This is a genomic window from Ferrimonas balearica (genome assembly GCF_019802085.1).
GTDB lineage: Bacteria > Pseudomonadota > Gammaproteobacteria > Enterobacterales > Shewanellaceae > Ferrimonas > Ferrimonas balearica_B.
In genome coordinates, this window is sequence record NZ_JAHVHV010000002.1 from 717,872 (window position 1) to 732,317 (window position 14,446).

The window sequence follows — 14,446 nt, forward strand, 5'->3', positions numbered from 1 at the left end:
TATGGTTGTTGTTCAGGTGTCGATTTCGACCCTATCCCGTCCCTTGCGCTTGGCCCGGTAGAGGGCCGCATCGGCGCGCTCGAAGGTCTCCTGCATGGTCTCCCCACCGGTCACCAGGGCGGCGCCGATGGAGACGGTGATGGAGAGCTTCTCGTTACGGAACTTGAAGGGGATCGCCTTGATCCGCTCCCGGGTGCGGTTGAGGATCTGGTGCACCTGATCCTCGGTCACGTCTGGCAGCAACAGGACAAACTCCTCCCCGCCATAGCGGGCCACGAACTCCCCTTTGCGCAGGGAGTTTTTCAGCGCCATGGCCACCACCTGCAGGGTCTTGTCCCCTGTAGTATGGCCAAAATTGTCGTTGATCCCCTTGAAGTGATCGATGTCGGCCACCGCCACCCAGAGGTCGTTGCCGTAGCGGCGCACGTTGCGGTACTCCCGCTTCAGGCGCTCATCCAGGGCCGCCCGGTTGGGCAATTGGGTCAGGGCGTCGAGCATGTTCAGACGCTGCTGCTCCACCAGCTGCTCCTTGTAGCCGCTGGCTTCGGAGGAGAGGGCGGTCAGCTCTTTGCGCATCTTCTCCATGCTGGCCTTGAGGCGGGCAAACTCCCGGGTCTCCTCCTCGTCGCGCTTCTTGAGCAGCTCACGGATGGCGGACAGCTCGTTGCCCACGTGCTGCTTGAGCTGGTCCAGCTGGGTGGCGTTGCGCACGGTGTCGCCGATCTCCAGGCACTGGGTGGAGAGCTGGCGATTGAACTCCCGCTGGTGGCCGAAGTTGCGCACCGACTGGTTCCAGTTGTCCGCCACCGCTTCGCGCACCGCCCCCAGGGCGTCGTTCAGCGCGTAGAGGAACTGCTGGGAAGCGCTCTTCTCCTTGGCGATGTCCGCCAGCACCAGGTGGAGCACCTGCTGGTAGGCCTCCAGCAGCTGTTCGGCGCTGATCTCGCCGGCCAGCTCCGCCTTGATGGCGGCCACCACGTCCCGGCTCTCGGTGCGAAAATCCATCTCGCTGAGCAGGTGGGCCAGCTCGTGGCTGAGCTGGCGGTGGCGGGGGGTGATGGGCAGCGGCTCGTCGCTGGCCATCCGCTCCTTAAGCAGGGATTCGTAGTGGTGGATCAGGCGGGTGACGTGGGGCAGGAACTCCCACAGGGTGTGCATCGGCTTCTGCACGTCCTGCTGGAAGAAGTGCAGCTCCCGCTGCATCTGGTCCGGCAGCTCGGCCAGCTGGGCCAGGCGACGGGCCAGGGAGAGCAGGGCCTGCTGGCTGCTGCCGATCTCCCGCTGGGTCAGCTGGTACTGGTTCTGCAGGGCCCGGCACAGGTTGGCCAGCTCAGGCAACGCCTTGTCCAGGTCCTTCTCGTCGGCCAGCTGCGCCCGCAGCTTGGCCAGGCGGTTGTCCAGCTCCAAATTCTGTCCTTTGCAGTTGATGCTCAGATGGTGGATGCACTCCACCAGTCCCCGGACTTGACGGTCGTGAAGCTCCTGGAAGTCCCGCAATTGCTGCTGGGCCACCTGGGCGCGTTTTAACTGGTGCGCCAGGTTGTCCTGAGCCAGATCAGAAGGGGTCGCCTCTTTCATCGGTTCCTGAATCCGCCGCCCGCGAATGCGTGCTAGTTACTGATTTTTCTTGTTCTTCACATGGTATCGGAGCCATCAGCAAGTGCAAGCCTACTGTGAGCCCAGAGAGACCGACGGCACATTCTCCGTGTCATCGGCCATGGCGTCCGCGTCGTCCTGGAGCGGCCAGCGCAGATCCTGCTGATCGTCACTGACCAGGCAGCGGATCACCCCGTGCTGGATCCCCTTGATGGCACTGGCGTAGAGGTTGTCCGGGTTGAGCAGGGGGGCGCTCAGGGCCACCGGGCGCAGCTGGACAAACTGGGACCGGTCGGTGCGCTGGGCCAGATCGTTGGCGCTCCACAGGGCCAGCTGGGTCAGCTCCAGGGCCTGCTCCGGCGGCAGGCGCAGCAGGGCGCCGGGCTGGAAGGGCAGAGGGATCACCCCGGCGCTGTGGGGCCCCTGGCAGTGGGGGCGGTCGCCGAAGGTCTGCTCCAGGGTGTCAAACAGCCGCAGCAGCTCGCTCTCCAGGGTTGCCTGCTCCGAGGCCACCAGGGCCACCAGACCCAGGCTGGGTTCGTACACCGACTCCACCCAGCCCTGGCGGCTCATCAGGGCCACCAGCCGTTGGCGGTTGTCGGCAAACTGGGTCTGACCGCTGGCGATCTCGCTGTCCGGCAGGGCGCCCACCTTGAGCAGCACCAGGTAGCCGGGTTGGGCCAGATCCAGCTGGCGGAACAGCCCCAGCCGATTGCCGGCGCCGGTTTCCGTGTGGTAGTGGGCCTGGTGGTGCAGTTCGGCCAGGGCACCGCCCTTACTGCGCTGGCGTCGCCACATCAGCAGCAGCGACAGCACCAGGGCGATCAGCACCAGCGCGGTGAGCAGGCGCTGGTTGCGCAGATCCGCCATCGCCACCTGGGCCTGGTTCAACTCGTCCACCTGGCGCTGCAGCTGATTGCGCAGCTGCTGCTCCGCCAGCTGGTTGGCGGCCCCCAGGTTGCTGGCGGTGCGCAGATCCCGGCTGGGAAGGGTCACCACCTGCATCAGCTGCTCCCAGGCTTGTTCGGTGCGGGCCAGGGCCCGGTTGGCCTTGGCCATCACCAGCAGCAGGGCCCGCTCGCTCTCCCGGTCCTCCGCCTGGCGACTCTGCACCAGCAGCTCCTCCGCCAGGCGTTGGGCTTCGCTCCAGCGCCCCAGGGCCAGGAAGGTCTCGCTGATGGCGATGCGGGTGGCCAGCACCAGGTTGTCGCGGTTGCGTTGACGGAAGGCCTCCAGGGCCAGGTGCAGGTAATCGAGGGATTTCTCCGGCTCGCCGGCGGCCAGGTAGGTCAGGGCGATCTGACGCCGGGTACGGGCCACCCCCAGCACGCTTTCGGCCGCCAGTTGATGGTCCAGGGCCAGCATGTAGTAGTGCAGGGAGCGGGGCGTGTTGTCCAGGGCCCGGTAGGCGTAGCCCAGCTCCGCCAGGGCGTCGGCCATCAGCAGCGGCTCTCCCGCCTGCTCCAGCAGATGGGCGGCGTTGTGGGCGTGCTCCAACGTCTTGGGGTGCTCACCCACGCCGCGGTAGAGGCGGGCCAGTTCCAGCTCCAGGGTGCCGGGGAACTTGGGGTCCACCACATGCTCGGACAGGTTCAGGGCGGCCCGGTAGTGCTCGGCGGCCAGGCGGGGCTGCTCCCCCATGCGCAGGGCCCGGCCCAGATGCTGTTCCACCTGGGCCAGCTGGGCCTTATCCCCCAGGGCCACCGCGCGTTGGCGGGCCTGGCCCAGGCGGTCGATCGCCTCGGGGATGCGGTCCAGGTAGCGCAGCAGGGAGCCGGAGAGGGTCAGGGCGTGGATCTGCAGAGACAAACTGGTGGGATCCTGGCGGCTGGCCAGGCGCACCTGGGCGGACTCGAAGCGGGACAGGGCCTCGTCGAAGCGGCTCTCCATGGGGCCGATGTAGAGGCCTTCGAGGATCAGGAAACGGGCTTGCTGGGTGGCGGTGAGGGTGCGGTGCTGAAGCTGGGTCAGGGTGCGCTGGAGTCCGGGCTTGTCGCTCTGCTCCTTGTAGGCGTAGCCCAGCAGCAAAAGGCGTTCCGATTCGAGCTCCGGAGTCTGGCCGGACTCGTCCAGGTAGAGGGCCAAAATCCGCTCGGGATCCTGCTCGACCATCGACCAGCCCCGTTGGGGATCGGACGGGCCAAACGCCTGCGCCTTGGCCACCAGCATCCATACCGCCAATACCAGCCCAAACCGCCGCATTCCCTACCTCATCTGGATCCCCGAGTCATCACTGGGTATAGTGCCAGCCCGACATTTTCATAACAACTATAACGACAGCGAAAAGGATTTTGAGATGAAGATCTTACCCGGGACCCTCTGGGCTGCGGCCCTGTTGGCCACCCCCGCCTGGGGCGACGTGGCCTACCGCATTCACATCGACAACCCCGACCACCACAGCGCCCAGGTCCAGGCCCAGTTCCCCAGCCGCGCCGCCGGCACCCTGGAGGTGAAGCTGCCCAACTGGCGCACCGGTCGCTACCAGCTGCTGCCCCTGGCGGACGGGATCCGCGGTTTCGAGGCGCTGGGCAGCGATGGCCAGCCCCTGGCCTGGCAGAAAACCGCCCGGGCCACCTGGGCCATCGCCCTGCCCAAGGCCACCGAGGTGACGGTGCGCTACCAGGTGCACGCCAATGAGCTCAAGGACCGCAGCCGCCACATCGACGACACCCACGCCTACCTGGACGCCTCCGGGGTGTTCATGTACAGCCCGCAGTTTCGCCAGGAACCGGTCAGCGTGGAGCTGGAGGTGCCCAGTGGCTGGCGCAGCGTCTCCGGCATGGACGGCGACGGCGCCCACCGCTTTGTCGCCCCGGACTATGACGTGCTGGTGGACAGCCCCATCGAAACCGGGATCCACCAGGACTTCGCCTTCGAGGTGGACGGTCGCCAGTACGAGCTGGTGATCTGGGGGGAGGGCAACTACGACACCGAGCTGATGGTCAATGACCTCAAGGCCCTGGTGGCCGCCGGCGGCGCCTACTTCGGCTCCGACTACCCCTACGAGCGCTACGTCTTTATGGTCCACGCCACCACCGGCGTGCGGGGGGCCACCGAGCACCTCAACTCCACGGTGATCCAGCGGCCCCGCTGGAGTTTCGCCAAGCGGGAGGATTACCTCAGCTTTATCGCCACCGCCTCCCACGAGCTGGTGCACACCTGGAACGTCAAGGCCTACCGGCCCCAGGGCCTGGTGCCCTACAACTACCAGTCGGACAACTACACGCCGCTGCTGTGGCTGGCAGAGGGGGGCACCAGCTACCTGCAGAACCTCTGGCTGGTGCGCGCCGGGGTGATGACCGTCGAGGAGTACCTCAAGGATCTGGCCAAGCGCCTGGTGCGCCACGGCCAGACCCCGGGGCGTGAGCTGCAGAGCGTGGCCGAGGCCAGCTTCGACAACTGGATCGCCCGGGGTGGCGACTACGGCACCAACCACAGCGTCAGCATCTACTCCGAGGGCTTTTTGGCCAACTGGGCGCTGGATTTCTGGCTGCGGGACGGCGACAGCGGCATTGAGCAGCTGCACCGGGCCCTCTACCGGGATCACCGTCTGCCGGGGGCCTACAACGACGACCAGCTCAAGCGCCTGGTCAGCACCCTGGGGGGGCGCTCCGCCGAGCCGTTCTGGCAGAGCCACATCGATGGCCCGCTGCAACTGGACAGCCAGGCGCTGTTGGCCCAGGCGGGGCTGACCCTGACCCTGGATGAGCAGCGCAAGCTGGATCTCGGGCTGACCACCGACGGGGAGGGCGGGGCCATCACCCGGGTACGCCGGGACGGGCCGGCCTGGCAGGCGGGACTGACCGCCGGGGATCAGCTGGTGGCCATCGACGGTCAGCGCTGGGATCCCAAGGCCTGGGAGCAGACCCTGGCTCGCTACCAAGCGGGGCAGTCGGTGACGGTCACCGTATTTCGTCGCGACCGCCTGATGACCCGCACCCTCGAGCTGGCCGAGCAGCCCAAGGGGCCGGCCAAGATCCAGCCGCTGGAATCGGTGACCGGGGCGCAAAAAGCCCGTTTCGAGGCCTGGCTTGGGGTGGACTGGCCCTACTGAGGCCGCTTAACGAGCGAAACAACGGGCACCCTCTAGGTGCCCGTTTTTTTGGCCTCGAGAAAGAGGAAGTTCGGCTGGGTGCGAAGGCGCTGGTACACCTCGGGAGCCTGCTCGGCCATGCGCGGGTCCGGGGTGCCCTCCTCCAGCGCCGCCACCAGCAGCCCGGCCTGGGTCAGGGCGGCGAACAGCGCCTCGAGGGGGCGGCGGTAGAAGCGCACCGTGACCGGCGTGCCTATGGTGTTCCACTGCTCCTCGATGGCTTCGACGGCGAAGTAGTTGCCGCTGGGGGAGAGGGGGGCGTCCACCAGCGGGTGGTGGGTGGAGAAGACAAAGCGACCGCCGGGCTTGAGCACCCGCTGCACATCGCGAAACAGTGGCGCCAGATCCGCCAGGTAGTGCACTGCCAGGGGGCAGATCACCAAATCGTACTCGGCGCTGGGCTCCTGGGGCAGCCCCTGGGCCAGGTCCTGCTGCTCGCACTCGAGGCGCTGGCCCAGCTGCCTGGCAAAGCGCTCGCGCACCAGCGCCACCATCTGGGGGCTGAGATCCAGCGCCTTGACCCAGGCGGCGCCGCCATCGAACAGCGGCTGGAGGTAGGCCCCGGGGCCGCAGGCCAGGTCCAGTACCTTGAGGCCATCCAGCGGCGGCAGCATCCGCAGCAGGGTATAGCGGTCCAGCTGGGCGTTGTAGAGGTTGTCCTCGATCGCCTCGGCGTAGGCCCGGGCGTGGCGTTGATACAGCTCCATGGTCGGCTCCGGTAGATAAAACCAAAAAAGGCCGCATCGGCGGCCTTTTGGGGGAGGGGACAGCGTCAGATGCTCTCGTCGACGCCGCCCATGGCCTCCAGCAGATCCGGCCACAGCCGCTCGAACTCGCCACACATCAGGGCGAAATCGGCGTCCAGCCGGGCGGCGAGATCCGCCTTGTCGATGTCGTCATTGTGCTCCTGCAGCACGTCGGAGAACTTCAGCCGCTTGAGGGACAGATCGGCGCCCAGCACGAAGTTTAGGCTGTCGGCCCAGTCCAGGCCCACCTTCACCGCCAGCAGCCCGGCGTCCAGGTGCGCGCCCACTTCGTCACTGTCCAGAGGCAGGTCCTTGAGTTTCACGCTGCCGCCGTTCTCCGCCAGGCTTTTCAGCTCCGCTTCCTCCAGCAGGCTCAGGTTGTTGCCGATCACCCCTTCGCGCACCCACTGGGTCATCGCCTCTTCCGGCAGGGTGTTGGGCATCAGCGGGGCCACCGGCAGGGAGCCGATGGCCTGGCGCAGCAGGGAGAGCAGCTCCTCGGCCCGGGCGGCACTGGAGCTGTCCACCAGGATCAGCTGCTGCTTGGGCAGGATCAGCGCCTGGATCCGCTTGCGACGGCTGAAGGCCCGGGGCAGCAGCAGGGCGACGATGTCCTCTTTCATCGCCTCCTTCTCCGCCTTGCGCGCCGGTCGACCCTGGTCGTTCTCCAGCTGGCTGACTCGCTCATCCAGCTCCTCCTTGATCACCGAGGCGGGCAGCATCTTCTCTTCTTTCTCGATGGCGATCAGCAGGTTGCCACCAGCAACGTGGACCAGGCCCCCGTCCACCTTGGGCCCCAGGGCACTGACGAAGCCCAGCTTGGCCATCTCCTGGCTGCCGGCGGGCGTGAAGGTGAGGGCGTCCATTTGCCGCTCGAGCTCGTCCGCTTGCCACTCGACGGGCTTGGTCAGGCGGTAGGGCAGCACGTTCTTAAACCACATGGGGGATCCTGTTGCTTGGCGAATTCAATGGGGCGGCAGTGTAGGGGAAAAGCGCCCCGGCGAGCAAATCCGGCGGTGTCTCCGGTCGATGAGCTTGATATCCTTAGCCCATCTTCCCCACACCCGATTGCCGATGAACCTATTCCACACCGCCGACTGGCACCTGGGCCAGTTGCTGCACGGCCACAGCCGGGCCTTCGAGCACCAGCAGTTTCTCACCTGGCTGCTGGACACCCTGGAAGCGGAGCAGGCGGACGCCCTGCTGATCTGCGGCGACCTGTTCGACAGCGCCAACCCGCCGGCCTACGCCTGGCAGATGCTCTACCGCTTCCTGGCCGACTGCCGACGTCGGCTGCCCAATCTGGACCTGGTGCTGGTGGGCGGCAACCACGACTCGCCGGCCAAGCTGGACGCCCCCCACAGCCTGCTGGCGAGCTTCGGCATCACGGTGATCGGCCAGTTGCCCCGTGGCGAGGATGGCGCCCCCGACTGGCCGCGGCTGGTGCTGCCGCTGACGGACCACAGCGGTGCGGTGGCCGCCTGGTGCCTGGCGATGCCCTTTTTGCGCAGCGCCGATCTCAACCTGTCGGATCCCGCCCTGGACACGGAGGAGGACAAGCTTATCGGCGCCGTGGCCCGCCTCTACCAGGCCGGCACCGAGGCGATGATCGCGCAGCGCCAGCCGGATCAGGCCCTGGTGGCCACCGGGCACGCCTACCTGGCGGGCACCGAGCTGTCGGAGCTGTCGGAGCGGCGGATCCTGGGGGGCAACCAGCATGCGCTGCCCCTCGGGCGCTTTCCCGAGTCGCTCGACTACCTGGCCCTGGGCCACCTGCACAAGGCTCAGCGGGTGGATAAGGCCGGCAAGGTCCGCTACAGCGGCAGCCCCATCCCCCTGTCGTTGGCGGAGGAGCACTACCCCCACCAGGTGCGCAAGCTGCGCATTGAAGCGGGGGAGGTGGTGGCCAACGACGCCCTGAGGGTGCCCCGGGCGGTACCCATACTGCGTCTGCCCAAGACGCCGGCGGACCTGGCCTCCGTGCTCACCACATTGGAAGCGCAGGAGTGGCCGGAGGTGGCCCCGGAACGGCAGCCCCTGCTGGAGGTGCGGGTGGCCCTGAGTGCCCCGGAGCCGAGGTTGCGTGAGCGGATCCTGGCGGTGCTGGAGGATAAGCCGGTGCGCCTGGCGCGAATACAGGTGACCCACCCGGACGCGGCCCCGGGAGAGACGTTGCCGGGGCAGGGGCTGGATCAGCTCAACCCCACACAAGTCTTTGTCCAGGGCTACCAGGCGCAGTTTGGCGAGGCGCCGGCCGAGGGGCTGTTGCACGCCTTCGACACCCTGGTGGCCGAGCTGGAGGAGCAGGCATGAAGATCTTGGCCATCCGCGGCGAGAACCTGGCCAGCCTGGCGCGCCCCTTCGACATCCCCCTGGGGGAGGGCCCCCTGGCCCAATCCGGTCTGTTCGCCATCACCGGGCCCACCGGCTCCGGCAAAAGCACCCTGCTGGATGCCCTCTGCCTGGCCCTCTATGACCAGACCCCCCGCTACACCACAGGGCGCCAAGGGGCGGCGGTCGGGGCCCGGGGCGGGGACGACAAGTTGTGGCTCAAGAGCAACGACGTCCGCCAGATCCTCAGTCGCGGCAAGGCCGAGGGCCACGCCGAGGTGGAGTTCATCGGCATCGATGGCCAGCGTTACTGCGCCCGCTGGACGGTGCGCCGGGCTCGGGGACGGGCCGAGGGACGGATGCAGCACCAGGAGATGAGCCTGACCCACCTGGTCGACGCCAAGGTGGAGAGCGGCAAGAAAACCGAGGTGCTGGCCAGCATCGAGGCCAAGGTGGGCCTCAGCTGGGAACAGTTTCGCCGCGCGGTGCTGTTGGCCCAGGGGGAGTTTGCCGCCTTCCTCAAAGCCTCCCCGAAACAGCGCTCCGAGCTGCTGGAGCGGCTGACCGGTACCGAGATCTACAGCCGCATCGGCGCCGCCGCCTTCGAGCGGGGGCGGGACGCCGAGCAGCAGATGAGCCGCTTGGCGGAGCGCCGGGCCCACCTGGAGCTGATGGACCCGGAGGCCCTGGCGGCCCTGGAGGCCGAACAGGCCCAGCTGGCCGCCGGACTGGCCCGGGGGCAGGCCCTGGTGGCGGACGCCGCCGCGGTGACCACCCTGGCTCAGCAGTGCCAGGGGCAGCAGGCCAAGATCGACGCGGCCATGGAGGCGGAAACCGCCCTGGCCGAACAGCAAGATGCCTTCGACGCCCTGGCGGCGGAGCTGGAGGTGTTCGACCGGGCCCAGGCGGCCCGCCCCCTCTACCAGGAGCTCAGCCAGCTGGAGGTGGCCCTGGCGGAGTCGCAGCCCCGCTTGACGCGCCTGGAGGAGGACAGCGCCCGTCAGCAGGCCGAGATTGACCGGCTGACCCAAAGGCTGCCGACCCTCACCGAGGCCCAGACCCGCTGCGACGCCCAGTGGCAGCGCTGGCAGGGGCAGCGCGGTGAAGCGGAGCAGCTGGAGCGCCAGCGCCAGGGGGTGCAAGCCGAACACGCCCAGTTGCAGACCCAGCTGACGCCCCAGCGTCAGGCCCTCTCAAAACGACAAGCGCAACAGGCCGAACTGGCCCAGGCCCAGCAGGCCCGGGAGCAGGAGCAGCGGCAACTGGGTGAGACCCTGAACGCCAACCGCGCCCTGGTGGCCCTGGCGGGCCAGTGGCCCCAGTGGCGCAATCGCCTGCTGGCCCTGGGCCGGGATGGCACACAGTGGCATGCCCTGCGTCAGCAGCAGCGCCAGGGACAACCGGCCCTGGCGCAGGAGCAGGCCCAGCTGGCCCAGTTTACTGAGCAGGAACAGGGCCTCGATGCGCAGGCACAGACACTGGCGGCGCGCCTGACCCAGTGGCGAGCGCAGGAGCCGGCCCAGCCGGATCCCGAGGCGCGCACGGCCCAGGAGCAGGCCCTGCGCCAACTGCTTCGCTACCTGGAGCTGGGTGAGCGGCTGCGGCCGGCCCAGCAGCGCAGCGACGCCCTGACAGCACGGTTGGCTGAGCTTGCCGAACACCAGGCGCGTTGGGCGCCACAGCGCAGCGCGCTGGAGCAGCGGATCCAGGCGGAGCGGGCGACCCTGGCCGAAGCGCAACACCAGCACCAACAGGCCCAGGCCACCCTGGCCCTGGAGGATTACCGGCCGCTGTTGCAGCCGGAGCAGCCCTGCCCCCTGTGCGGAGGCACGGACCACCCCTACGCGGAGCACAATCCGGCGGTCAGCGCCGTGCTGACCGGCATGCTGTCCCGGGTCGAGACACTGACCCAGGGGCTGGAATCGACCCAGGCTGAGCTGCAGCGGGGCCAGGTGCTGGCACAGCAGCAGCGGTTGCAAGCCGAACAACTGGAGGCGGAGCGCTTGGAGCTGGCCCAAGGGTTGGCCGAGGGCCGTGCCGAGCAGCACGCCCTGGAGGCCCAGCAGCCCCAATGGGCGTCGTGTTCGGTGGCCCAGCTGCAGGAGACGGCGGCGCAGTGGGAGCAGGCTCTGGGTCAGAGTCACCAGGCCCAGCAGCAGTGGCGTCAGTGGCAGCAGGGATTGAACCAGCTGCAGCAGCAGACGGAGCAGCTGCACCGGGCCCGGGCCGAGGCCCAGGAGCAGCGTCATCACTGGGCGCTGAAGGTCAAGGAGGGCGAGGAGCGCCAGGCCCGGCTGAAAACCGAGCTGGCCCGGCTGCAGGGGGCGCTGCAGGCGGAGCGGCAGGAGCTGGCAGCGGTGCTGCCGGATCTGCCCTGGTCGGCCCTGGGGCAGGAGCCCCAGGGGATGGGCGACCAGGTGGCGGAACTGGACGCCAGCGTCGCGGCGCTGGGAGAGGTCCAGAGCCGTCTGGCGGCACTGGAGACTCTGGGCCAGGAACAGGCTGAACAGGCTCAGCAACACGCCCTGGCGATGCAGGAGCTGCGGGCCAGCCTGGCGCTGATGGAGCCCAAGCTCGAGGCGCTGACCGAGCAGGCTGAACGCCTGTCCAGCGTCCTGGCGGCGCTGTTGGAGGGGGAGACCCTGGCCGAGCGTCACCAGCGCCTGGGCGAACAGCAGGCCCAGGCCCAGGAGGCCCTGACCCAGGCCCAGGAGGCCCTGAGCCGGGCGCGCACCGAGCAGGTGGCGCTCACCACAACCCTGGAGCAGCAGCGACAGCAGCTGGCCCAGCAGCAGGATCAGCGCCGGGACAGCCTGGCCCGCTGGAGTGAACTGCTGCAATCCCTGGGGCTGGCCCAACAGCAGGTGCTGGCCCTGATGGGGCGGGATCACCAGTGGCGCCAGGCCCAGCAGCAGCGCCTGTCGGCCCATCAGCTGGCCCGGGAGGGGGCCCGCCGTGACCGCGAGCGGGCACAAGCGGAACTGTCGGAGCGTCAGGCCGCCCACCGCCAGGCCGACGCGGCCTGGCAGCAGCAGCTGGCCCAGAGCGAGTTCGAGGCAGCGGACTTGTCGGCCCTCAAAGCGGCGCTGACCACCCTGGAGCGGTCCCATTTCGAGTGCCGCCACCGCCTGGCCCAGCAAAGCAGCCTGCAGCAGCAAGCCCTGGACCTGGAGGCGCAGCAGCACCAGGCGGAGGCGGACTGCCGGGTCTGGTTGCAGCTCAAAGAGGTGATCGGCTCCGCCGATGGCAGCCGATTCCGGGCTATGGCGCAGTCTTTGACCCTGGCCCAGTTGCTGAGCCTGGCCAATGCCCAGCTGGCGGAGCTGGCCCCCCGTTACCGGTTGCAGCCCACCCCGGGCAACGGGCTGGACCTTCAGGTGGTGGACGGCGACATGGGGGAGGAGATCCGCGCCATCGAAAGCCTCTCCGGCGGGGAAACCTTCCTGGTCTCCCTGGCCCTGGCCCTGGCCCTCTCCGCCCTGACCACCGGCGGCGGACGGATCGGCTCGCTGTTCATCGATGAGGGCTTTGGCACCCTGGATCCGGACTCCTTGGAGTTGGCGCTCTCCTGCCTGGACGCCCTGCAGGCGGCGGGACGCCAGGTGGGGGTGATCTCCCATGTGCAGACCCTGGTGGAGCGGATCGGCACCCGGGTGCAGCTGAGTGCGGCAGGAGGTGGCACCAGTCAACTGCGCCTTATCGAGCGGTAAATCTTGAGCAACCCCTTGTTAAACGGATGTTAATGCCATTGAATGTCCTTCGGCATTGTCACAAAAGTGTCACGGATGTTTGACATCCAACTGTCACAAAGCCTTGGCACACTTGCCGGCGTTTTCTCCTGAACCCGGAAAACATCCGTTTAACAAGGAATTTAAAACCATGTCTCTGAAACGCACTTTCCTGGCTGCCGCTGTGGCTGCCGCAACCCTGCCTGCCACCGCTGCCGCCGATGTGAACGTGTACGGCCGCCTGAACCTGACCGCTCAGTACGCTGACCTGGGCGGCGACGACAGCGACGGCACCACCCGCGTTGCGACCCACTCCTCCCGCCTGGGTGTGAAGGGCAGCCACCAGATCTCCGAGGGCCTGGAAGCCATCTACCAGGCGGAGTTCGGTATCGATGTCACCGCAGACGATGTGTTCTCTAACCGTAACCAGTTCATCGGCCTGAAGGGCGACTTCGGTATGACCACCATCGGTCGCCGCGACACCGCCCTCAAGCTGTCCCAGGGCAAGGTTGACCAGTTCAACGACTTCGAAGGCGATCTGAACGCCCTGTTCCGTGGCGAGAACCGCGCCTCCCAGCAGATCTCCTACGCCACCCCGACCATCGCCAACCTGTTCCGCGCCGAAGTGACCTACGTGACTGAGGATGCCAAGAGCCAGAATGGCGACAGCGGTTTCTCCGTGGCCGGTATGTTCGGTGACGCCAACTACAAGAAGCAGCCCTTCTACGCCGCCGTGGCCTACGACAGCGAAGTGCTGGGCTGGGACGTCCTGCGTGTGACCGTGGGCGGTAAGATCGCCGGCATCGAACTGGGCGCCATGTACAACGACCAGGAGCGCGTGGACAGCTCCGAGTCCTTCGACGGCTTCCTGGTTTCCGCTGCCTACAGCCTGGGCGACACCAAGCTGAAGGCCCAGTACCAGGACGCCGACGGCAGCAACAAGTTCGCCGACTCCGGTTCCGTCTACTCCGTGGGCGCCGAGCACAAGCTGTCCAAGCAGATGCGCCTGAACGCCTACTACACCGGCACCAGCTACGACAGCGCCGACAACGACAGCGTCCTGGCTGTGGGTCTGCGTTACGACTTCTAATTGCTGTGAAAAGCCGCGAAAAGAGGGCCCCAGGGCCCTCTTTTTTATTACACTGCTTGTCAGGGATTCATATTTCTGTCATTTATCGGACAGATAATCATCCGCGAAACGTCACTCGTGGATCCAATAGCTTGTTATGACTGCCAATATTCTCATCGTCGAAGACGAATCCGCCATCCGTGAAATGCTGACCTTCGTACTGGACCAGCACGGGTTTCGCACCACCAGTGCCGCGGATTACGACCAGGGCCTGTCCGCCATCAGCGAACCCTACCCGGACCTGGTGCTGCTGGACTGGATGTTGCCCGGCGGCAGCGGGATCCAGCTGGCCAAGACCCTGCGCCAGGAGGAGCACACCCGTCAGATCCCCATTATCATGCTGACCGCCCGCGGTGAGGAGGAGGATCGGGTGCGCGGCCTGGAGGTGGGCGCCGACGACTACATCACCAAGCCCTTCTCCCCCAAGGAGCTGGTGGCCCGCATCAAGGCGGTGCTGCGCCGCTCCGCCCCCACTCGCCTGGAGGAGGCGGTGGAGGTCCAGGGCCTGCGCCTGGATCCGGTCTCCCACCGGGTGACCGTGGAGGAGAAGGGGCTGGACATGGGGCCCACCGAGTTCCGCCTGCTGCACTTCTTTATGACCCACCCGGAGCGGGTCTACAGCCGTGAGCAATTGTTGGACAACGTCTGGGGCACCAACGTCTACGTGGAAGATCGCACCGTGGACGTGCACATCCGACGCCTGCGCAAGGCGATCCAGGACACCGGCCACGATCGCCTGATCCAGACCGTTCGGGGCGCGGGTTACCGCTTCTCCACCAAGATTTAACTGATGAGACGGGATGGGGTGAGCGCGCGTCGCCGG

At 67.4% G+C, this 14,446-nt stretch carries 9 protein-coding genes; 5 read left to right on the forward strand and 4 right to left on the reverse strand.

Annotation, left to right across the window (positions count from 1 at the left end; genetic code table 11):
• Positions 1-12: 12 nt before the first annotated feature.
• Together KUV81_RS11690 and KUV81_RS11695 are read right to left on the reverse strand one after the other, a co-directional pair.
• Entirely contained in the window at positions 13-1,578 is a 1,566-nt protein-coding gene (locus KUV81_RS11690; RefSeq protein WP_222544028.1) for a sensor domain-containing diguanylate cyclase, read from the reverse strand.
• A gap of 90 nt (positions 1,579-1,668) precedes the next feature.
• Positions 1,669-3,798: a tetratricopeptide repeat protein gene (locus KUV81_RS11695; protein ID WP_222544029.1), complete on the reverse strand. Its 2,130-nt coding sequence runs from the start codon at positions 3,796-3,798 to the stop codon at positions 1,669-1,671.
• 94 nt (positions 3,799-3,892) lie between these two features.
• On the opposite strand from KUV81_RS11695, the gene KUV81_RS11700 reads away from it, so the two are divergent.
• The gene (locus KUV81_RS11700; RefSeq protein ID WP_222544030.1) at positions 3,893-5,650 is read left to right on the forward strand and encodes a M61 family metallopeptidase; all 1,758 of its coding nucleotides are present in this window, start codon (positions 3,893-3,895) and stop codon (positions 5,648-5,650) included.
• Positions 5,651-5,682: 32 nt separating this feature from the next.
• Here KUV81_RS11700 and KUV81_RS11705 read toward each other — a convergent pair whose 3' ends face one another.
• Together KUV81_RS11705 and rdgC are read right to left on the reverse strand one after the other, a co-directional pair.
• Positions 5,683-6,396, reverse strand: a complete 714-nt coding sequence (locus tag KUV81_RS11705; RefSeq protein WP_222544031.1) for a class I SAM-dependent methyltransferase — start codon at positions 6,394-6,396, stop codon at positions 5,683-5,685.
• Between the two features lie 65 nt (positions 6,397-6,461).
• Positions 6,462-7,376, reverse strand: a complete 915-nt coding sequence (gene rdgC / locus KUV81_RS11710; RefSeq protein ID WP_222544032.1) for a recombination-associated protein RdgC — start codon at positions 7,374-7,376, stop codon at positions 6,462-6,464.
• Positions 7,377-7,509: 133 nt separating this feature from the next.
• On the opposite strand from rdgC, the gene KUV81_RS11715 reads away from it, so the two are divergent.
• The 4 genes from KUV81_RS11715 to phoB all read left to right on the forward strand — a co-directional run bounded on the left by KUV81_RS11715 (position 7,510) and on the right by phoB (position 14,410).
• Positions 7,510-8,748 (forward strand): exonuclease SbcCD subunit D C-terminal domain-containing protein, encoded by a 1,239-nt coding sequence (locus KUV81_RS11715; RefSeq protein WP_222544033.1) that lies wholly within the window; start codon positions 7,510-7,512, stop codon positions 8,746-8,748.
• Complete coding sequence (locus KUV81_RS11720) at positions 8,745-12,476, forward strand: AAA family ATPase (protein WP_222544034.1); 3,732 nt, start codon at positions 8,745-8,747, stop codon at positions 12,474-12,476. The genes KUV81_RS11715 and KUV81_RS11720 overlap by 4 nt, the downstream gene beginning before the upstream one ends.
• A gap of 169 nt (positions 12,477-12,645) precedes the next feature.
• Positions 12,646-13,584, forward strand: a complete 939-nt coding sequence (locus KUV81_RS11725; protein WP_222544035.1) for a porin — start codon at positions 12,646-12,648, stop codon at positions 13,582-13,584.
• A 136-nt stretch (positions 13,585-13,720) separates the two neighbouring features.
• Positions 13,721-14,410 (forward strand): phosphate regulon transcriptional regulator PhoB, encoded by a 690-nt coding sequence (phoB, locus tag KUV81_RS11730; RefSeq protein WP_222544036.1) that lies wholly within the window; start codon positions 13,721-13,723, stop codon positions 14,408-14,410.
• The last annotated feature ends 36 nt before the right edge of the window (positions 14,411-14,446 follow it).